At 70.8% G+C, this 18815-nt stretch carries 19 protein-coding genes, 1 other RNA gene and 1 pseudogene; 17 read left to right on the top strand and 4 right to left on the bottom strand.

Features of this window, described 5'->3' with window-relative positions; genetic code table 11:
- The first annotated feature begins 87 nt into the window (after positions 1 to 87).
- Complete coding sequence (locus WFH32_RS04480) at positions 88 to 1362, top strand: LCP family protein (protein WP_191794357.1); 1275 nt, start codon at positions 88 to 90, stop codon at positions 1360 to 1362.
- A gap of 6 nt (positions 1363 to 1368) precedes the next feature.
- Here WFH32_RS04480 and WFH32_RS04475 read toward each other — a convergent pair whose 3' ends face one another.
- Entirely contained in the window at positions 1369 to 2637 is a 1269-nt protein-coding gene (locus WFH32_RS04475; protein WP_336706325.1) for a pyridoxal phosphate-dependent aminotransferase, read from the bottom strand.
- A gap of 254 nt (positions 2638 to 2891) precedes the next feature.
- Between WFH32_RS04475 and WFH32_RS04470 the strand changes: the two genes are divergently transcribed.
- The 16 genes and pseudogenes from WFH32_RS04470 (at position 2892) to ssrA (ending at position 16072) form a co-directional block, all read left to right on the top strand.
- Positions 2892 to 4139, top strand: a complete 1248-nt coding sequence (locus tag WFH32_RS04470) for a CpaF family protein (protein WP_336706324.1) — start codon at positions 2892 to 2894, stop codon at positions 4137 to 4139.
- Position 4140: 1 nt separating this feature from the next.
- The gene (locus WFH32_RS04465) at positions 4141 to 5001 is read left to right on the top strand and encodes a type II secretion system F family protein (protein ID WP_336706323.1); all 861 of its coding nucleotides are present in this window, start codon (positions 4141 to 4143) and stop codon (positions 4999 to 5001) included.
- A complete protein-coding gene (locus WFH32_RS04460) occupies positions 4998 to 5939 on the top strand; it encodes a type II secretion system F family protein (protein WP_191794354.1) in 942 nt (313 codons plus the stop codon). Before WFH32_RS04465 ends, WFH32_RS04460 begins: the two co-directional genes overlap by 4 nt.
- A gap of 119 nt (positions 5940 to 6058) precedes the next feature.
- The gene (locus WFH32_RS04455; protein ID WP_336706371.1) at positions 6059 to 6250 is read left to right on the top strand and encodes a hypothetical protein; all 192 of its coding nucleotides are present in this window, start codon (positions 6059 to 6061) and stop codon (positions 6248 to 6250) included.
- Positions 6247 to 6669 (top strand): TadE/TadG family type IV pilus assembly protein, encoded by a 423-nt coding sequence (locus tag WFH32_RS04450; protein WP_336706322.1) that lies wholly within the window; start codon positions 6247 to 6249, stop codon positions 6667 to 6669. The genes WFH32_RS04455 and WFH32_RS04450 overlap by 4 nt, the downstream gene beginning before the upstream one ends.
- Before the next feature lie 98 nt (positions 6670 to 6767).
- Positions 6768 to 7229: a pilus assembly protein gene (locus WFH32_RS04445; RefSeq protein ID WP_336706321.1), complete on the top strand. Its 462-nt coding sequence runs from the start codon at positions 6768 to 6770 to the stop codon at positions 7227 to 7229.
- Positions 7226 to 7738 carry a pilus assembly protein TadG-related protein gene (locus tag WFH32_RS04440; protein WP_336706320.1) on the top strand — a complete coding sequence of 171 codons (513 nt, stop codon included), beginning with the start codon at positions 7226 to 7228 and terminating at the stop codon, positions 7736 to 7738. Before WFH32_RS04445 ends, WFH32_RS04440 begins: the two co-directional genes overlap by 4 nt.
- 221 nt (positions 7739 to 7959) lie before the next feature.
- The gene (locus tag WFH32_RS04435) at positions 7960 to 8565 is read left to right on the top strand and encodes a hypothetical protein (RefSeq protein WP_191794352.1); all 606 of its coding nucleotides are present in this window, start codon (positions 7960 to 7962) and stop codon (positions 8563 to 8565) included.
- 105 nt (positions 8566 to 8670) lie between these two features.
- Entirely contained in the window at positions 8671 to 9909 is a 1239-nt protein-coding gene (locus WFH32_RS04430; protein ID WP_336706319.1) for a WxL protein peptidoglycan domain-containing protein, read from the top strand.
- 72 nt (positions 9910 to 9981) lie between these two features.
- Positions 9982 to 11094, top strand: a complete 1113-nt coding sequence (gene prfB / locus WFH32_RS04425; RefSeq protein WP_191794350.1) for a peptide chain release factor 2 — start codon at positions 9982 to 9984, stop codon at positions 11092 to 11094.
- 181 nt (positions 11095 to 11275) lie between these two features.
- Positions 11276 to 11956: pseudogene (gene ftsE / locus WFH32_RS04420) on the top strand (cell division ATP-binding protein FtsE); the annotation flags it as partial.
- 204 nt (positions 11957 to 12160) lie between these two features.
- Positions 12161 to 13072, top strand: coding sequence for a permease-like cell division protein FtsX (gene ftsX / locus WFH32_RS04415; protein WP_191794349.1), 912 nt, complete (start codon positions 12161 to 12163; stop codon positions 13070 to 13072).
- 1 nt (position 13073) lies between these two features.
- On the top strand, positions 13074 to 14447 hold the full coding sequence (locus tag WFH32_RS04410; protein ID WP_191794348.1) for a peptidoglycan DD-metalloendopeptidase family protein: 1374 nt from the start codon (positions 13074 to 13076) through the stop codon (positions 14445 to 14447).
- 117 nt (positions 14448 to 14564) lie between these two features.
- On the top strand, positions 14565 to 15035 hold the full coding sequence (gene smpB / locus WFH32_RS04405) for an SsrA-binding protein SmpB (RefSeq protein ID WP_191794347.1): 471 nt from the start codon (positions 14565 to 14567) through the stop codon (positions 15033 to 15035).
- A 125-nt stretch (positions 15036 to 15160) separates the two neighbouring features.
- Positions 15161 to 15574 carry a hypothetical protein gene (locus WFH32_RS04400; protein WP_191788878.1) on the top strand — a complete coding sequence of 138 codons (414 nt, stop codon included), beginning with the start codon at positions 15161 to 15163 and terminating at the stop codon, positions 15572 to 15574.
- A gap of 129 nt (positions 15575 to 15703) precedes the next feature.
- Positions 15704 to 16072: a transfer-messenger RNA gene (gene ssrA / locus WFH32_RS04395) on the top strand.
- A 91-nt stretch (positions 16073 to 16163) separates the two neighbouring features.
- Here the strand turns inward: ssrA and WFH32_RS04390 are convergent.
- From WFH32_RS04390 to WFH32_RS04380, 3 genes are all read right to left on the bottom strand, one after another.
- Positions 16164 to 16544, bottom strand: coding sequence for a hypothetical protein (locus WFH32_RS04390; RefSeq protein WP_191794346.1), 381 nt, complete (start codon positions 16542 to 16544; stop codon positions 16164 to 16166).
- A complete protein-coding gene (locus WFH32_RS04385) occupies positions 16537 to 17511 on the bottom strand; it encodes a DUF4349 domain-containing protein (RefSeq protein ID WP_191794345.1) in 975 nt (324 codons plus the stop codon). Before WFH32_RS04385 ends, WFH32_RS04390 begins: the two co-directional genes overlap by 8 nt.
- 213 nt (positions 17512 to 17724) lie before the next feature.
- Positions 17725 to 18771: an LLM class flavin-dependent oxidoreductase gene (locus tag WFH32_RS04380; protein ID WP_191794344.1), complete on the bottom strand. Its 1047-nt coding sequence runs from the start codon at positions 18769 to 18771 to the stop codon at positions 17725 to 17727.
- Positions 18772 to 18815: the final 44 nt, after the last annotated feature.

The raw sequence follows: 18815 nt of genomic DNA, 5'->3' as shown, positions 1-18815 counted from the left end.
GCGCGGGCGGCAGATCCGGCACGACACTTCACATTTCCTTTGCACGACACGAAGGCCTTGGCCGTGCGGTGGAACTAGGCTCGTCCCATGCCCAGCCCGAAGACCGCCTCGAAGAGCGGCCCTCATCACGCGCGCTCCCAGCGCACGCACAAGGTCCTTCGTGCCATCGGACTCGTCACCACCGCAGGCCTCGCCTTCGGCGTCGTGGGCGGGGCCGCCGCCTACATGGACTGGCAGTCGGCAGTGACTGTCAGCGACGTCTCGGCACTGGTCGACCCGCCGGCGACGCCCGAGCCGCCGCGCGACCCGGACGACCCGTACGCGGGGAAGTCGCTCAACATCCTCGTGATGGGGACCGACTACCGCGACGAGGAGAACGCCGAGCTCGCCGGAGCCGAGGAGGGCATGCGCTCCGACACGACGTTCGTCGTCCACATCTCGGGTGATCGCAGCCGGATCGAGGTCGTGTCGATCCCGCGCGACTCGCTCGTCGACATCCCCGCGTGCAACCTGTCCGACGGCGGGACGACCCGCAAGCAGACGGGCGCGATGTTCAACTCCGCGTTCGAGATCGGGTCCGGGGGGGTGGACGACATGGTGGGCGCCGCGGCGTGCACCATCACGACCGTCCAGGACCTGACCGGGTTGACCATCACCGACCACGTCGTGGTCAAGATGACAGGAGTCATCGGGGTCGTCGACGCGCTCGGTGGCGTCCGGATGTGCTTCCCGGAGCCAGTCGTGGGTGGCTCTCACTCGCGCGACCTCAACATCGCTGCGGGCGAGCAGGTTCTCGACGGCCGTACCTCGATCAGCTTCCTGCGAGCGCGCAAGGGCAGCGGCATGGGGCTGGAGATGGGCAGCGACCTGGCCCGGATCGCCCGCCAGCAGGCGTTCCTGGACTCGATGATGCGCGAGCTCCTGTCGAAGAACATCATCACCGACACCCCGCAGCTCTACGGCCTCATCAAGGCCGTGCTCTCCTCGATCAGCGCCAGCCCCAACCTCGCTGGCCTCGACTCCCTGGCCGGGCTGGCCTTCTCCCTCAAGGACATCGAACCGAGCGAGATCGTCTTCACGCCACTGCCCGTGGTCGAGGCTCCGAAGGACAAGAACCGCGTCGTGTGGACCAAGGACGCCCAGGCGATCTGGGACCGCATGGCGGCGGACGAGCCGCCGCCCGGGCACGAGACGCCCGCGCCACCGGCGGACGGCGGTGCGGTGGCGCCCGACACGGGGGCCACGGCTCCCGACACCGGCGCCACGGTCCCCGACGCCGGCACGACCGGTGAGGTGGCACCGCCTGCCGACGCCGGCACGACCACCCCGCCTCCGCTCCTCGAAGGGGTCTGCGCCTCCTGAGGGACGTCAGCGCAGCGCCGCGAGGCGGGTGACCGCCTCGCGGAGCACGTCCTCGCGCTTGACGAACGTGAACCGGACCCGCGAGGCCAGGGCCTGCGCCGTCGTCGGGCCCGAGAGGTCCTCGTCGCCAGGTGACGCGGCGCAGAACGCGCTCACGGGCACGCCCACGACGCCCGCCAGGGCGGGCAGGCGGCGGCACAGCTCGGTGCCGTCCTCGAAGCCCAGGGGCGCGCCATCGGCGACCACGAAGTACGTGCCCCGCGGCACGACGACCTCGAAGCCCGCAGCCACCAGGCCCTCGCACAGCAGGTCGCGTCGGGCCGCGAGGGACGCGGCCAGGGCGCGCGGTGCCTCGTCGTCGGCCAGGGCCTGCGCGATCGCCGGCTGGAACGGCGAGCCGGACGTGTACGTCAGGAACTGCTTGACCGTCCGCACGGCCTCCACGAGGTGCGCCGGGCCGTGCAGCCAGCCGATCTTCCAGCCCGTGAAGGAGAACGTCTTGCCGGCCGAGGAGATCGTGATCGTGCGCTCGGCCATGCCCGGCAGGGTCGCGACGGGCACGTGCACCGCGTCGTCGTACACGAGGTGCTCGTAGACCTCGTCCGTCACGACGACCGCGTCCACGGACCGCGCCGCGTCCGCGACCACCTCGAGCTCGGCGCGCGTCTGGACGGTCCCGGTCGGGTTGTGCGGCGTGTTGACCAGGATCAACCGCGTCCGCGGCCCGACGGCGGCGCGCACCTGCACGGGATCGAGGCGGAAGCCGTCCGGGGTCGGGTGGAGCGGGACGCGCACGTGCGTCGCACCGGCGAGCGCGATGCACGCCGCGTGCGAGTCGTAGAAGGGCTCCAGGGTCACGACCTCGTCGCCCGGACCCGCGAGGGCCAGGATCGTCGCGGCCAGCGCCTCGGTGGCCCCCGTGGTGACCAGGACCTCGGTGTCCGGGTCCAGGTCGAGACCGTAGTGGCGGCGCTGGTGGTCCGCGACCGCCTCGCGCAGCACGGGGATGCCCGTGCCCGGCGGGTACTGGTTGTGACCGTTCTCGATCGCGCGGATCGCGGCCTCCTTGATCGCGTGCGGGCCGTCCACGTCCGGGAAACCCTGGCCCAGGTTGATCGCCCCCGTGCGCAGCGCGAGGTTCGTCATCTCGGCGAAGATCGTCGACGCGACCGAGCCGTCGGGGCGCAGCAGGCCCGTCGCGGCGGCCGCGGCGCGCCAGCGGCCGGGGACCTGGGGCTGGGCGGGGCGGGGGACGGCGGGGATGCTCGCAGACATGCGCCGACCCTATGCCGGGGCGGTGCTCGCCGTGGCGCCCCGCGCTGCTGCCCTGCCCGGAGCTCGCGGGGCCATGACCATAATTCGGACATCCGTCGCGGCGGGATCCGCGAGATGCCGCGGATTCTGAGCGGTTGTCCACAGGGGTGGGTGCGGACCCGGCCGGTCGTGCCCTAGTCTCGGCGCGCAACCACCCCGACGGGTGGTCGACTGCGCGGGGGGCGCGCAGGGACGCAGGGGAGCGTGGCACGACGATGAGCACCGCAGGCGTGGCGATCCTCGAGCGTGAGGTCCGCGAGCTGATCCGCCGCCGTGGCGTCGACCCGCTGCGCGACAAGGCGGGCATCGACCAGCTCGTCGCCGACGCGCTGGCCGACTACGACACCCGGACTGCGCTGGGCGTCGTGCCCCCGCTCGCCGACGTCCCCGGCGCCGTACGGGCCGTGCTCGACGCCGTCGCGGGCCTCGGCCCCCTCCAGAAGTACCTCGACGACCCGGAGATCGAGGAGGTCTGGATCAACTCGCCCGCGCAGGTCTTCGTCGCACGCGGCGGGAACGCCGAGCTCACCTCGACCATCCTCACGAGCGCCCAGGTCCGCGACCTCGTCGAGCAGATGCTCAAGTCCTCCGGTCGGCGCCTGGACCTCTCGAGCCCCTTCGTCGACGCCGCGCTGCCCGGGGGCGAACGCCTGCACGTGGTGATCCCGGACGTGACGCGCGAGCACTTCGCGGTGAACATCCGCAAGCACGTGGTGCGGGCCTCGCACCTGGAGCACCTGGTGCGTCTCGGTTCGCTGACGCCGCACGCAGCGGCGTTCCTGCACGCCTCGGTCAGGGCCGGTCTCAACGTCCTCGTGGCGGGCGCCACGCAGGCGGGAAAGACCACCATGCTCAACGCGCTCGCCGGGTCGATCCCCTCCCACGAGAGGGTCATCACGTGCGAGGAGGTGTTCGAGCTGCGCTTCGCCGTGCGCGACATCGTCTCGATGCAGTGCCGTCAGCCCAGCCTCGAGGGCACGGGGGAGATCCCGCTGCGGCGGCTGGTCAAGGAGGCGCTGCGCATGCGGCCCGACCGGATCGTCATCGGCGAGGTGCGTGAGGCGGAGAGCTTCGACCTGCTCGTCGCGCTGAACGCTGGCGTCCCCGGGATGTGCACGATCCACGCGAACTCGGCCCGTGAGGCGATCTCCAAGATGTGCACCCTGCCGCTGCTGGCCGGGGAGAACGTCTCGGACCGCTTCGTCGTCCCGACCGTGGCAGGCGCGGTCGACGTCGTGGTCCACCTGGACGTGACTGCGGACGGGCGGCGCCAGGTCCGGGAGATCGTCGGGGTCCCGGGCCGCGTGGAGCAGGGGGTGGTCGAGACCTCGGACCTCTTCCACCGGCTCGGGGGGAATCTCGTGCGCGGCGACGGGTTCCCGCCGGCGGAGGAACGGTTCGCACGGGCCGGGATCGACCTCGCGGCGCTCATGGTCGGCCCGCGAGCGGGCGAGGGACGCTGACATGGGCGTCATGGTGGGTCTGCTGCTCGGGGTCGGGGTGTTCTGCGTGTGGTGGGCCTGGTGGGAGCCGACCTCTCGCCCGCCCCGTCGGACCGACGGCTGGTCGGCGAGGACGCAGGACCTCCTGGTGCTCGCCGGTGCACCGACGGTCACTCCGCGTGCGCTGGTCGGTGCAAGTGCGGCGCTCGGGGTCTTCGTCCTGCTGGTGGTGGTCACGCTCACCCGGGCGATGCCCGTCGCCGCGTGCTTCGCGTCGATGGCGGCCGCCGCACCTCTTGCGCTCGTGCGTTCGCGTGCCCGACGGCGGCGCTCGAGCCTGCGGGACGTGTGGCCGGAGGTCGTGGACCACCTCGCCTCGGGGGTGCGTGCAGGGCTCTCGCTGCCGGAGGCGGTGGGGCAGCTCGGGGAGAGGGGCCCGGTCGAGCTGCGCGAGCCGTTCGCGCGCTTCGCCCAGGACTTCCGGGCGACCGGGCGGTTCGCCGACTGCCTCGACGCGCTCAAGGCGCGGCTGGCAGATCCCGTCGCGGACCGCATCGTCGAGGCGCTGCGCATGACGAGAGAGGTGGGCGGCACGGATCTCGGCAAGCTCCTGCGCACGCTGGCGATGTTCCTGCGTGAGGACGCCAGGACCCGAGGAGAGCTCGAGGCGCGGCAGTCGTGGACGGTGAACGGCGCCCGACTCGCAGTGGCCGGACCGTGGGTCGTCCTTGCGCTCCTGGCCACGCGACCGGAGACGGCCCAGGCCTACAGCTCTCTCCAGGGGGCCGTGGTGCTCGGCGGTGGGGTGCTCACCTCGGTGGTCGCCTACCTGATCATGCGACGTATCGGGCGGCTGCCCGAGGAAGTGCGGGTCCTGCGATGAGCGGTACCGAGGTGTCGTGGCTCGGCGCCGGCGCAGGAGCGATGCTCGGTTGCGGGCTCCTCGTCGTCCTCTCGCGCCTGCGCGCGCGGCGGTTCCGGCTGGACGAACGCGTCGGCCCCTACCTGCGGGTGCTCGGGACGTCGTCGTCGCTGCTGCAGGAGTCGCCGGCGCGGTCGCCCTTCCCGTCCCTCGACCGCCTCGTCGGCCCGTGGCTGACCGAGGTCGGGAAGGGCCTCGAGAGATTCGGGTCGACCCGCGCGGTGCTCCGCCGACGCCTCGATCAGGCGGGGCGTCCCGAGAGCGTCGACCAGTTCCGCGCGCAACAGGTCGTGTGGGCCGTGCTCGGCCTGGTCGGTGGGTTGCTGCTCGCCCTGCTCCTGGCCGCGACCCGGGGATCGTCGCCCGTGGTTCTCGCCGCTCTCGTCGCCTTCTGCGGGCTCGGCGGCCTCCTCGGCTGCGACCACCGGCTCGCGCGCCAGGTCGCGCGGCGCGAGGAACGCATGCTCATGGAGTTCCCGACCATCGCCGAGCTGCTCGCGCTGTCCGTCGGGGCAGGAGAGGGACCCGTCGCGGCGATGGAGCGCGTCGCGACCATGGCCCGCGGTGAGCTGTCGGCAGAGCTCGCGCTGACGCTCTCGATGGTCCGCTCAGGCGTGCCGTTGGCACGTGCGCTCGAAGCGCTGGCAGACCGGACCGCGTTGACGAGCCTGACCCGCTTCGCCGAAGGCGTCGCCGTGGCGGTCGAGCGGGGGACTCCGCTCGCGGACGTCCTGCGTGCCCAGGCGCAGGACGTGCGGGAGGCGGGCCGTCGGGCGCTCATGGAGTCGGGCGGCCGCAAGGAGGTCCTCATGATGGTCCCCGTGGTCTTCCTGATCCTTCCCGTGACCGTCTGCTTCGCGATCTATCCGTCGATCGCGACCCTGCGGATCGGCCTCTGAGCGGACGACCGACACCCGTGCACCGGACGGACGACCGACCGACCCTGCCCACGACCTGCGAAGACGACCTGGACCACGGCCGCGCACGAACGACGCGGCCGACCGACCGAGGGAGCATGATGACGAGACGAACGACGACCTTGACCGGACGGGTCCGGCAGCGCCTGGGGGCGCCGGAGCGGGGCGACGTCCCCGGCTGGGTCCTGGTGACCTTGATGACCGCAGGCCTGGTGATCGCCCTGTGGGCCGTCGCCGGCCCGGCGCTCACCGAGACCTTCACGAAGGCGATCAACAGCGTCGGCGGTCCGTGAGCCACGTGCGCGGACGACGCGTCCAGGCCACTGGTCGGGCCGTTCCCGTGCGGGACGGCGGCTCGGCCGTCGTGGACTTCGTCCTGGTCTCCGTGATCCTGCTCGCCCTGTTCCTGGGGGTTCTCCAGGTGGTTCTCGCGTTGCACGTGCGGGCGATCGTGATCGACAGCGCGGCCGAGGGGGCACGGCTCGCAGGCCGGGCCGACCGGACCACGGCGGACGGTGCCGCGCGCACGCGCACCCTGATCGACGCGGCGCTCTCCGAGCGGTTCGCGCAGGACGTCTCGGCGCGAGAGGTCGACCACGGCGGGTTGCGTGTCGTGGAGGTGACGGTGACCTTTCCGCTGCCCGTCGTCGGGCTGCTCGGCCCGTCGGGCGTCGTCACGGTGGATGGGCACGCTCTGAAGGAGGAGCAGTGAGCAGGCGCGGGGGCGCCGTGGCTCGGCAGCACGACAGGACGGGTCCGACCGGTGGGTCTCTGCAGAGGGTGCGGTCTCGTGTCGCGGACGGTGCTCTCGTGGGACGTCGCAAGAGCTCTCGCACGGTCTGTGAGGAGGGCAACGCCATCGTCGAGTTCCTCGGGGCCGCGCTGCTCCTCCTGCTGCCCGTGATGTACCTCGCGCTGACGCTCGGACGGATCCAGGCGGCGACCTTCGCGGTCGAGGGCGCTGCGAAGGAGTCGGCTCGCGCCTTCGTCACGGCCGACTCGGTCGCGCAGGGCGAGGCGCGTGCGGGTGTTGCGGTCTCCTTGGCGCTCGCGGACCAGGGATTCACGGACGTCCGACCAGCCGACGTGCTGTCGATCTCGTGCTCTGGCTCCCGCTGCCTCGATCCCGGCAGCGAGGTCGGCACGATCGTGCGCTACGACGTCCCTCTCCCGTTCGTGCCGCCGGGAGTGCGGTCGTGGGTGCCGTTGTCCGTCCCGGTCGAGGCCGCCCACGTCTCGTCCGTGGACAGGTACGCGGGGGCGCGGCAGTGAGGGGCCGCCGTCGTCCGCTGCTGCCGACGGCGCGTGGGCGCTGCGTTCCTGCCGTCCGGGGACGTGGGGACAGCGGCCAGATCCTGCTCCTCACGAGCGCCTTCGTCGCGTTCGCGCTCCTGCTCGTCACCGTGGTGGTCTCGGCGACGGGGGTCCACCTCGACCGGAAGCGGCTTCTCGACGTGGCGGACGCCGCCGCGATCGACGCAGCCGACTCGATGAGCGAGGACACCTTCTACGAGGGGCAGTTGCCGGCCCCCCAGGAGCAGGCGGTGCTCCGGCTCAGCGACGCGGAGGTACGTGCCTCGGTCGAGGAGTTCTTGGGGGCGCATCCCGAGATGCTGGACGACCTGCATGCTGTCACCATCGTCGAGGCGTCGACGCCCGACGGACGGACCGCGGAGGTCCAGCTCGTCGGGTTGTCCCGCCCGGTCCTCGTCACCTGGGTGACCCAGCTGTGGTCGGACGGGATCCTCGTACGTGCCGGGTCCAGCGCACGGGCTTGGTGAGTCCCGAGGGTCGGTGGTACTCATGACCATCCGGTGAACACGGGCGGCGCAAGGTGACCAAGTACGTTCACTTTCTTAACGAACCATGCAACTTTTGTCTGATGACTGACAAAACAAGGGTTCGCCGCTATGGTGATCCGGTCCGACACCCTCCAACGACGGAGACTTACATGAACGCACGTGCAAGGAAGCAGTGGATTGCCGGCGGAGCACTCGGTGCGATGCTTCTCGGAACCGTCGCGATGGCCTCCGGGGCCGCCGCCGACGAGGTGACCCACGGTGAGGAGGACGTCCAGATCCAGGTCGCCGTCACGCCGGTCGGAGCGCTCGCGCTCAACGTCGCCAACCCGTCCGTCACTCTCGGCGAGACGACCGACGACGACGTCTGGGCCGCCGGGAACCGTGAGTTCACGGGTCTCCTCGACGGCATCAGCGTCACCGACGACCGCAACGACGTGGGTGCGGACGCGAGCTGGACCGTCACGGGCCAGGTCAGCAGCTTCACCGCCGCAGGACTGCCGGAGATCGACTCCTCGAACCTCGGGTGGGTCCCCGAGCTGGCGAACCCGATCCCCGGTGACTTCAACGTCACGCCGGGCCAGCCGATCGCCGGCGAGCTCCAGGAGGTCCCCGCGGGCGAGGGCCCCGGTGGCGACTGGCTCACGGGCGGCGTCCAGGTCGGTGACCTCCTGGTGTCGAGCGGCTCGTCGCTCGAGGCCAAGGGGCAGTCGTTCGGCGTCAAGGCCGGCCTGAACCTCACGGTCCCGAAGGGCACGCCCTCCGGTGCGTACGCGTCGACGCTGACGCTCACGCTCATGGAGAGCTGACAGCTCGATCTGAGTCACGGACGGTGACGAACGCAGGGCCGGCGGATCTCCGTCGGCCCTGTACCGTCTCCGGTGCAGCAACCCGTTCGAGGAAGACCGGAAGTCGTGGTGAGCAAGGACATGAAGAAGGCACGTGAGGCAGGACCTCGGCCGACGAGGCGGACCGTTGCCGGGCTCCGTACGGGGCTCGCGGCCCTCGGTGCGCTGGCGCTCACCCTGGTCGGCGTCGTCGGGGCGGCCCACGCGAGCGCCCCCGACCCCGACAGCTTCCGGTTCTCGGTCACCACGGCGTCGGCCGAAGGCCCCGACGACCGCCGGATCTTCGACTTCGTCGCGGAACCCGGCGCCCAGATCCAGGACCAGGTCGCCGTCTCCAACCACGGTCCGGCCCCGGTGACCTTCGCCATGGTCACGAACGACGGCATCTTCACCCCCACGGGGAGCTTCGACATCCGCACCTCCGACCAGGAGCCCCAGGACTCCGGCGGCTGGTTCGAGGTCCAGCAGAGCGTGGAGGTCCCCGCGGGCGAGACCGTGATCGTGCCCTTCACCATCACGGTGCCCGAGAACGTGACGCCCGGCGACCACCCCGCCGGCATCGTCGCGACGGTCACGACAGCGGCCTCCGCCTCGGGTCCGGGGGTCGGTGTCGAGAGCAGGGTCGGCGTGCGCGTCAACCTGCGGGTCCCGGGGGAGGTCGTGCCCTCGATAGCGCTCGACGGCGTCACCGCGACCTACACGCCGTCGTGGAACCCGTTCGCCCCGGGCGACGTCAGGGTGTCCTACGAGGTGACCAACGACGGGAACCTGCGGGTCGCCGGTGACCAGACGATCAATACGTCTGGACCGTTCGGCATCGGTGCCTCGTCCCTGGATCGCGGTGTCGAAGGGATCAAGGAGCTCATCCCTGGCACCTCGCGCTCGACGGCGGCGACGATCGGTGGGATCTGGCCCGTCGGGCCCGTGACGACAGAGGTCGTCGTGACGCCCGCGCTCGTCACGACCGAGGGTGAGGCCGGCGGGGCGATCGACGTCCCCGCGGCGGACCTACGACCTGTCACGGTCACCGTGACGACCTGGGCGATCCCCTGGGTCCACCTGCTCCTCCTCGCGGTGGTCGCGCTCGTCGTGATCGGGGTGCGGGACAACCGTCGTCGGCGGACGCAGCGACTGGAGGCCCTCCTGGCGAGGGCACGGGCCGAGGGCCGGGCCGCCGCGGCCGCCGAGCCCGCCACCGAGCCCGGCGCCGACGCCGTCTCCGCGCCCGGCGAACCTGCGCCCACCGCACCCGACGCCCTGGCCGAGCCTGCCCAGGGGACCCGAGCGCCGTCGTCGGGCGGCTGACAGAGGTACCGCGGGCGCGCACCCGCGGGACCGGGCCGTGCGGGTCGCCGTCGTCGCGTAACCTTGAGGACCGTGGCCACCATCGACTTCCCGCACGAGATCCGCGCCCTCCGATCGACGCTCGACACCATCAGCGCCGTGAGCGACCCCGACGCCCTGCGCGTCCAGATCGCCGAGCTGTCGGACAAGGCGTCGGCGCCGGACCTGTGGGACGACCCGGACGCCGCCCAGAAGGTCACGACGGCCCTGTCGCAGACGCAGTCCGAGCTCGACCGCATCACGAACATGAGCGACCGGATCGACGACCTCGAGACGCTCGTCGAGATGGCCACGGAGGACAACGGCGACGCCGAGACCCTTGCCGAGGCGGCCTCCGAGCTCGAGCTGATCCGCAAGGACCTGGGCGTGCTCGAGGTCAAGACGCTGCTCTCGGGCGAGTACGACGCGCGTGAGGCCGTCGTGACGATCCGCTCCGGTGCGGGCGGCGTCGACGCCGCCGACTTTGCCGAGATGCTCATGCGCATGTACCTGCGCTGGGCCGAGCGTCACGGCTACCCGACCCAGGTCCTCGACACGTCGTACGCCGAGGAGGCGGGGCTCAAGTCCGCGACGTTCGAGGTCAAGGCGCCCTACGCGTTCGGGCACCTGTCGGTCGAGGCCGGCACGCACCGCCTGGTGCGCATCTCGCCGTTCGACAACCAGGGTCGCCGTCAGACGTCCTTCGCCGCGGTCGAGGTCATCCCGCTCATCGAGCAGACGGACTCGGTCGAGATCCCCGAGTCCGAGATCAAGGTCGACGTGTTCCGCTCGTCGGGCCCCGGCGGGCAGTCCGTCAACACGACGGACTCGGCCGTGCGCATGACCCACATCCCCACGGGGATCGTCGTCTCGATGCAGAACGAGAAGTCGCAGATCCAGAACCGCGCCGCGGCCCTGCGCGTGCTCCAGTCGCGACTGCTCCTGCAGCGCCAGGCCGAGGAGAGCGCGGCCAAGAAGGCCATGGCGGGCGACATCAAGGCGAGCTGGGGCGACCAGATGCGCTCCTACGTCCTGCACCCGTACCAGATGGTCAAGGACCTGCGGACCGAGTACGAGGTCGGCAACACCTCGGGGGTGTTCGACGGCGACATCGACGGCTTCATCGAGGCCGGGATCCGGTGGCGCCGCAGCGCTGACCAGGCCTGACGACGTGGCCGGGACCTCGTGTCCCGGCCTCTTCCGTCACCCGGGGTGAAACGTCCCGCCAGAGCGCCGGATACGGACGTACCCGGCGTGTCAGCGGTGTCAGGCCTTTCGGGCGTGCCTACTCTCGTGGGCGACCAGCGAACACTTTTCGCTTCCCCCAACGAGAGACTGGTCAACCCCTGTGATCCGTTTTGAGAACGTCTCGAAGGTCTACGCCCGTGGCGCCAGACCTGCCCTGAACGGCATGTCCGCCGAGATCGAGCGCGGAGAGTTCGTCTTCCTGGTCGGTGCGTCCGGCTCCGGGAAGTCGACGTGCCTGCGGCTCGCTCTGCGTGAGGAGCGGCCCACCCAGGGCAAGGTCTTCGTCGCCGGGCGCGACCTGTCGACCCTGTCGAGCTGGAAGGTCCCGTCGCTGCGCCGGCAGATCGGCGTCGTGTTCCAGGACTTCCGGCTGCTGCAGAACAAGACGGTCTTCGAGAACGTGGCGTTCGCGCTCCAGGTGACGGGCAAGCCGCGCCACATGATCGCCGTGACGGTTCCCGAGGTCCTCGAGACGGTCGGTCTGCAGGGCAAGGAGAAGCGCCGCCCGCACGAGCTCTCGGGTGGTGAGCAGCAGCGCGTCGCGATCGCGCGCGCCTTCGTCAACCGGCCCTCGATCCTGCTCGCGGACGAGCCGACCGGGAACCTCGACCCCAACACCTCGCTGGGGATCATGAACCTCCTGTCGCGCATCAACGCCACGGGCACCACGGTCGTCATGGCCACGCACGACTCCGGTTTCGTGAACCAGATGCGTCAGCGGGTCATCGAGCTCTCGAACGGGGTCGTGCTGCGCGACCAGAAGGACGGTGTCTACGGCGCGGGGGTCCCCATGCCCGACGACGACGCGCTCCGTGCGCCCACCGGTCATCTCGCGGCGCGACCGTGGTCGCCCCCCGTCGAGGTGCGCCCTGTGCCCGCGATCGAGCGCCCCGCGCAGGTCGAGGCGGCCCCGGCGAGCACGACCCAGGGGTCGGCCGCGAGCTCGACGCAGATGCAGCAGTCCGGCCGGGGGGAGTGGTAGCAGGTGCGTGCCCAGTTCATCCTCGCCGAGATCGGCGCAGGCCTTCGTCGTAACCTCGCGATGACCATCTCGGTCGTCCTCGTGACCTTCGTGTCCTTGACCTTCGTCGGTGCGTCCGCGCTCCTCCAGCTACAGATCGACAAGCTCAAGGACGACTGGTACGACCGGGTCGAGGTCTCCGTCTTCCTGTGTCCCATCGACTCCCCGAACCCGACGTGCGCCGGCGGCGAGGCGTCGCCCGAGCAGATCGACTCGCTCGAGGTGCTGTTCGGCAGCGAGCTCGGCGACGAGGTCCAGACCGTCTTCTTCGAGTCGAAGGAGGACGCGTTCGCGGCCTTCCAGGAGCGCTTCCCCGACGGGTACAACGGGACGCAGCTGACGGTCGACGACATGCAGGCCTCGTTCCGCCTCAAGCTCTCCAACCCGGAGAACTACGAGGTCGTCAACGACGTCGTCACCGGCCGTCCGGGCGTCGAAGGGGTCGAGGACCAGCGTCGGATCTTCGACTCGCTCTTCCTGGCGCTCAACCGCGCCTCGCTCATGGCCGGGGGCCTCGCCGTCGTGATGATGCTCGCCGCGGTGCTCCTCATCACCACGACGATCCGTCTGTCCGCCATGAGCCGTCAGCGCGAGACCGAGATCATGAAGCTCGTCGGGGCGTCCAAGCTGTTCATCCAGCTGCCGTTCATCCTCGAGGGGGCGATCGCCGCGGTCGTCGGTGCGTTCCTCGCGGTCGGGGGCCTCTGGCTCGGGGTCAAGTACCTCGTGACGGACTGGCTCCAGAGCTCGGTGAGCTGGATCGCCTACATCTCCGAGGCGGACGTGCTGCGCATCGCGCCGCTGCTCCTCCTCATCGCATTCGTCCTGGCGGCCATCTCCTCGGTCGTCACGCTCAGCCGATACACGAGGGTGTGACATGTCCCAGCTGACCCGACGCCTCGCCGCGGGCGGAACCGCCCTGCTCCTTCTCCTGGGAACCGCTGTCGCCGCGACGGCCGACGACCTGGACGACCAGCGCGCGGCCGCGGAACGCCGACAGAGCCAGGCGCTCAAGGACCGCGAAGGTCTCGAGTCGCAGCTCGAAGGTACCGACGCAGAACTTGCCCAGGCGATCCTCGACCTGCAGACCATCGAGGGCCGTCTCCCGGTGGCACAGGCAGAGCTCGACACGGCGACGGCCGAGCTGGAGCGCACCCAGCGCGAGGCCGCGCAGCTCGAGGTGCGTCTCCAGGACGCTCAGGCCGAGGAAGAGGCCATCAGCCTCGACATCCAGGAGTCCGCGGGCAAGGCGAGCTCGGCGAAGTCCAGCATCGCCGAGATGGCACGCCAGGCCTACCGGGGGCAGGGGGAGGTCAGCGGGCTCGGCATCGTGACCGGGGCACAGAGCACCGAGGACTTCATCGAGCAGTACGCGATGTCGACGACCGCGGCCCGCACGCAGGCCCGGACCCTCACGGACCTCCAGGAGGCCGAGTCGATCGCACGCAACCGGGAGGCTCGGCTGACCGCGATCCGCGAGACGATCGCGGACCTGAAGGTCCAGGCCGACGAGAACGTCGTCGCGGCCGATGCCGCGCGGACGGCGGCGGCCGACCGCAAGGCCGAGATCGAGGGACTGATCGTCGAGCAGCAGGCGAAGCAGGCGACGATCGAGTCGCGCAAGGACGCCGCGATCGCCCAGATGGCGGCCAACGAGCAGGCGCAGGCGGCTCTGACCACCGAGCTCCAGGGCATCATCGCGGCCCAGACCGAGCGTGACCGGAAGGCCGCCGAGGAGGCGGCCAAGCAGCCGCCGCCCGCCACGGGCGGCGGGTCCGGTGGTGGGGGCGGCTCCGGCGGTGGCTCCGGTGGGGGCGGCGGCGGTGGCGGTGGCGGGGGTGCCTCGACCGGCAAGTTCCTGTCCTACCCGACCGCCGTCCCGCACATCACCTCTCGCTACGGGATGCGCCAGCACCCGGTGCTGCCGAACACGTACCGGCTGCACGCGGGCACGGACTTCCGCGCCTACTGCGGCACCCCGATCTATGCCGCCGCGGGAGGCACGGTCCTGTTCGCCCGGCCTTACGGCGGCCTCGGCAACCAGGTGATGATCAACCACGGCACCGTCAACGGGTCCAACCTCATGACGAGCTACAACCACCTGTCGAGGTTCGCCGTCCGCGCGGGCCAGAGCGTCTCGAAGGGCACCCTCGTCGGGTACTCGGGCACGACGGGCACCAGCCAGGCCTGCCACCTGCACTTCGAGGTGTACGTCAACGGCGGGACGGTCGACCCGGAGAGCATGCTCTGACGTAAAGACCTACGGGTCGCGGGCCGAACTCGCGTAACCTGGGACGTCGCGCCGCACGGCGCGGGTGGGCCCGTCCTGGGCGCACCACGGAGCTCGAGCAGATCGGAAGATGCCCTCATGGCGAAGGAGACTGGCCGCAAGATCATCGCCAGCAACCGCAAGGCCCGCCATGACTATCTGATCGTCGACGTGTTCGAGGCCGGGCTCGTCCTGAGCGGCACCGAGGTCAAGGCCCTGCGCCAGGGCCGGGCCTCGCTGCTCGACGGCTACGTGGCCGTCGACGGCGGCGAGGCCTGGCTCGAGAACGTGCACATCCAGGAGTACTCGCAGGGGACGTGGAACAACCACGCCCCCCGCCGCAAGCGCAAGCTGCTGCTGCACAAGGACGAGATCCTGCGGCTGGAGGCGAAGTCCCGCGAGAAGGGCTACACGATCGTGCCGCTCTCGCTGTACTTCCTCGACGGCCGCGCGAAGGTCGAGATCGCGCTCGCGCAGGGCAAGCGGGAGTACGACAAGCGTCAGGCGCTGCGCGAGCAGCAGGACAACCGCGAGGCGCATCGCGCGATGCGCCACCGGCAGAACCGGTGACGTGCGCGCGAGGGTGAGTGACGTCGTCGGGCGCCGTGGGCGGCGCTCGGCGGGTGGACGTGCATCCGGCTGCCCGACGACGTAGCGTCGCAGGGTAGTCGTCGTCACCTTGCCGAGGAGGCCCCGTGGTCAAGCTCCGTCAGTACATTCCGCGCGTCGCAGCAGGCGCATTCATCCTCAACTCAGGGCTCACCAAGCGTGGCGCCGACGAGGCCACCGCGCAAGGCATCCACGGGATGGCCGCCGGGACGTTCCCGTTCCTCGAGGACCAGGACCCCGTGCAGTTCACCAAGGCGCTGTCCACGACCGAGATCGCGCTGGGCACGGCCCTGCTCGTGCCGTTCGTGCCGACCGGTGTGGTCGCGCTCGGGCTGGGCGCCTTCTCCGCCGGGCTCGTCTCGATGTACCTCAAGACGCCGGGGATGACCGAGCAGGACGGGATCCGACCCACCCCGCAGGGGATCGGTCTCGCCAAGGACGTCTTCCTGCTGGGTATCGCCGGTGGGTTGCTCGTCGACGCGCTGAGCCGCAAGAAGTAGCACCGGAAATACGGTCGCCCACGGTGGTGTTGATCCCGTAGGCTGGTACCACTGACCCGGTGTCGAACCGGACGGACGCCACAGGCGGACGGACGGGGTGGTGCTCGGCCGGTGATTGACAACTGCACAGGGGGTGATCGGTTTCGACGGTGGTCGTGCTTCGAGGAGAAGCGGGCCGAGGATGCAGACTTATCTCGTAAACGACGTCTGCAAACCAATAGGTGCCGATTCCAAGCGCACCGACTTCGCACTCGCCGCCTGAGCGAGTCTTCGAAGTCCGTCAGCCCGGGGTTGCTCTCGCCCCGGTTCCTGGCGTCAGCTAGAGAGCCACTGCTTACGACGTTCGTCATCGGCGGCGTAGGGACTCTTAGATGACTTAGCCCGTCAGCACCTTGTCTGTGTGAGTGCTGGGGCCGAGAAAATCAACAGCAGACTGCGCCCGGAGAAGTCCTGGATTTGCGCCACCGGACCGGGGTTCGATTCCCCGCACCTCCACCACGTCGCCCTCGGGCGGCGCATCACCCCAGTTGTCACGACGAAGGGCCGCCCCACGGGGCGGCCTTTCGTCGTCGTACCCGCCGTCGACCGGTCACGACCAGCCGTTCGCCCGCCAGGCCGCCGCCGCGTCGTCGCCGTCAAGCCACTCGATGCGCAGGGTGTGGTCGGCGAGCTCGAGGCGACCGGCCTCCCAGGCGTCGATCTCCCGACCGCGGAGATCCGCGACGTGCCGGTCCTGGTCGTCGCTGAAGGCGTCCGTGCGGTCGGGGTCGTCGAAGTGGACGCGCCACTGCAGACGCTCCTCGGGGTTCACGTAGGTCGGGAAGGAGTGTGGCCCCACGGTCTCCCAGTGCGTGCAGACCCGGGTCACGAGGTGCCCGACCGGGGCTGCGCCGTCGTACAGGCGACCGACCCGTCGCCGGTAGGTCTCCAGGCGCCGATCGTGCTGCTCGACTGCCGACGGTTCAACCACGGCGACCACCCGACCCGGCGAGGTGGGCGCTCTCGTCGCTGTCGCCCCCTCCGCCGTCCCCGCCGTCGCCCGGGGACGAGGCGCCGCCCTCGGGTCCGGCGAGCGGGGCGGCACCCGGGCGCCTGGCCCGCAGGGCCTTCAGAGCGGCTCGCACGACGAGCAGCACGAGCATGGCGGACACGAGCCAGGGAAGGAGTGCGCCGACGGCGACGACGAGCGCGTTGAGCGCGACCAGCAGGGCGGCCCAGCCGGCCGCGAGGCCTCCGAGGAAGCCGGCCGGCCGGATCGTCACCTCGGGATCCTGCGAGAGGACCTGGATCGTCAGGGTGGACATGTCGACCCGGTCGGTGAGCGACGAACGTTGCGACTGGAGGCTCTCGAGCTCCGCCTGCCGTGCCGTGAGCTCCTTCTCGGCCGCCAACAGGTCGGCGGTCGTGGCGGCCTCGCCCATGAGCGTCTGGAGGCGGGCGACAGAGGTGCCGAGCGCCTGGATGCGTGCGTCGAGGTCGATCGCCGTCGCGGTGACGTCCTGGGCGTCGAGGGTCACGTCCTGGACCTCACCGATCCCGTCCAGGGCGTCGACGGTCGCCGTGACCTTGACGGCCGGGACTCGGACCGTGAGGCTGCCGAAGGCCTGGCCGTCCTCGCCCGCATGCTCGGCACGACTCTCGACGCGGCCCCCGGCGGTCTCGACGAGCTCGCTGATGGCCTGGACCGCTGCTCGCGGGTCGGGGGCCACGACGGTGAGGTCGCCCGTGGTGATGACCTCACGGTCCTCGTCGGGGACCGACGCGCCGACCAGCCCGGGCCCGCCGTCGGCGGCGTCCTGCGCGACGCTGTCCTGGCTGATCGCTCCGGCGGCGTCCGACGCCCCGGTGCCGCGGTCCGTGGCGGAGCACCCCGCGAGCAGGAGGCTGCCGAGGAGGGTGACCGTGATGATCGACGGAGTGCGGGGCGAGGTGCGCATGCGACGACACTAGGTGGGGGTTCGCCCGGAGGGCGGTGGTTCGGGCGGATCGTGACCGTGTTGTGAACTCCCCGACATCGCACCGATACACGGCATCGTGCGGGGCGCGTGCCGCGCGTGGGTCCGCGATCTCGTGCCCCGATCCGCGGGAACGCTTCCATCCCCGGAGACCCGCCGTGCGCCTCGGCCGGGTGCAGGGCGGGTCGTCGCGGCCTAGCCGAGCGCCTCCCGGACGCGCGGCGCGACCTCGGTGCCCAGCAGCTCGATCGCGCGCAACGACTCCTTCTGGGGGACTCCGGACAGGTCCATCTGGAAGATCTGGCGGTCGTGGCCGAGTGCGCCGTGCAGCTCGACGATGCGCTCCGCGATCTCCTCGGGAGCACCGATGAAGTACGCCCCGCCGCGCGCGGCCGTCGCCTCGTAGGAGATGCGGTTCGGCATGGGGAAGCCGCGCTCCGCCGAGATCTTCTTCATGTTCTGCAGGTAGTACGGGTAGAAGAAGTCCCGCGCCTGCTTGCCGTCGTCCGCGAGGAATCCCATGGTCGACACCGAGACCTCGAGCGCGGCGGCGTCGTGCCCGGACTGCGTCGCGGCGCGGCGGTACAGGTCGACCAGCGGGGCGAACTGCGCGGGCTTGCCACCGATGATGGCGTAGTTGACGGGGAGGCCGAGGACGCCCGCACGTACCGAGGACTGCGGGTTGCCGCCGGTGGCGATCGCGATGTCGAGGTGCTCGCCGCGCCCCGGCTTGTCGAACGGACGGGGCAGGATCGTCGCGTCCTCGAGCGGCGGGCGGAACTTGCCCGACCACGTCACGGGACCGCCCTCGTCGAGCAGGCGCAGAAGGACGATCTTCTCGTCGTAGAGCGCGTCGTAGTCGTCGAGGTCCGCCCCGAAGAGCGGGTAGGACTCGATGAAGGAGCCGCGGCCGGCGAGCAGCTCCACGCGCCCGCCCGAGTACTGGTCCATCGTCGCGAACTGCTGGTAGACGCGCACGGGGTCCTCGGTCGAGAGGATCGTGACGGCGCTCCCGACCGTGATCCGCTCGGTCTGGGCGAGCGCCGCGGCGATCATCGTGGAGGGGGAGGAGATCGCGTAGTCGGGCCGGTGGTGCTCGCCGATGCCGGCGTAGTCGAGCCCGACCTCGTCCGCGAGGCGGATCCGCTCCAGCACGTCGCGCAGTCGCTGGGACACCGGCATCTGCTCGCCGGTCGTGGGGTCGGGGGCGTTGTCGCCGAAGGTGTAGAAGCCAAGTCGCATGTAGATGCAAACGTATGGAGCAGGGGGATATTCCCTGCCGCATG

Origin of the sequence: Oerskovia sp. USHLN155 (assembly GCF_037145535.1) — a bacterium.
GTDB classification, from domain to species: Bacteria; Actinomycetota; Actinomycetes; order Actinomycetales; family Cellulomonadaceae; genus Oerskovia; species Oerskovia rustica.
Note: the sequence above shows the minus strand (reverse complement) of the source record. Positions and strands in the feature narration are given on the sequence as shown.

Coding starts and splice junctions, on each gene's coding strand:
- WFH32_RS04435 (WP_191794352.1), top strand. CDS start 7,960: ATGCTTCTCGGAACCGTCGCGATGGCCTCCGGGGCCGCCGCCGACGAG.
- WFH32_RS04475 (WP_336706325.1), bottom strand. CDS start 2,637: ATGTCTGCGAGCATCCCCGCCGTCCCCCGCCCCGCCCAGCCCCAGGTC.
- WFH32_RS04380 (WP_191794344.1), bottom strand. CDS start 18,771: ATGCGACTTGGCTTCTACACCTTCGGCGACAACGCCCCCGACCCCACG.
- WFH32_RS04460 (WP_191794354.1), top strand. CDS start 4,998: ATGAGCGGTACCGAGGTGTCGTGGCTCGGCGCCGGCGCAGGAGCGATG.
- WFH32_RS04455 (WP_336706371.1), top strand. CDS start 6,059: ATGACGAGACGAACGACGACCTTGACCGGACGGGTCCGGCAGCGCCTG.
- WFH32_RS04470 (WP_336706324.1), top strand. CDS start 2,892: ATGAGCACCGCAGGCGTGGCGATCCTCGAGCGTGAGGTCCGCGAGCTG.
- WFH32_RS04465 (WP_336706323.1), top strand. CDS start 4,141: ATGGGCGTCATGGTGGGTCTGCTGCTCGGGGTCGGGGTGTTCTGCGTG.
- WFH32_RS04385 (WP_191794345.1), bottom strand. CDS start 17,511: ATGCGCACCTCGCCCCGCACTCCGTCGATCATCACGGTCACCCTCCTC.
- smpB (WP_191794347.1), top strand. CDS start 14,565: ATGGCGAAGGAGACTGGCCGCAAGATCATCGCCAGCAACCGCAAGGCC.
- WFH32_RS04410 (WP_191794348.1), top strand. CDS start 13,074: ATGTCCCAGCTGACCCGACGCCTCGCCGCGGGCGGAACCGCCCTGCTC.
- WFH32_RS04480 (WP_191794357.1), top strand. CDS start 88: ATGCCCAGCCCGAAGACCGCCTCGAAGAGCGGCCCTCATCACGCGCGC.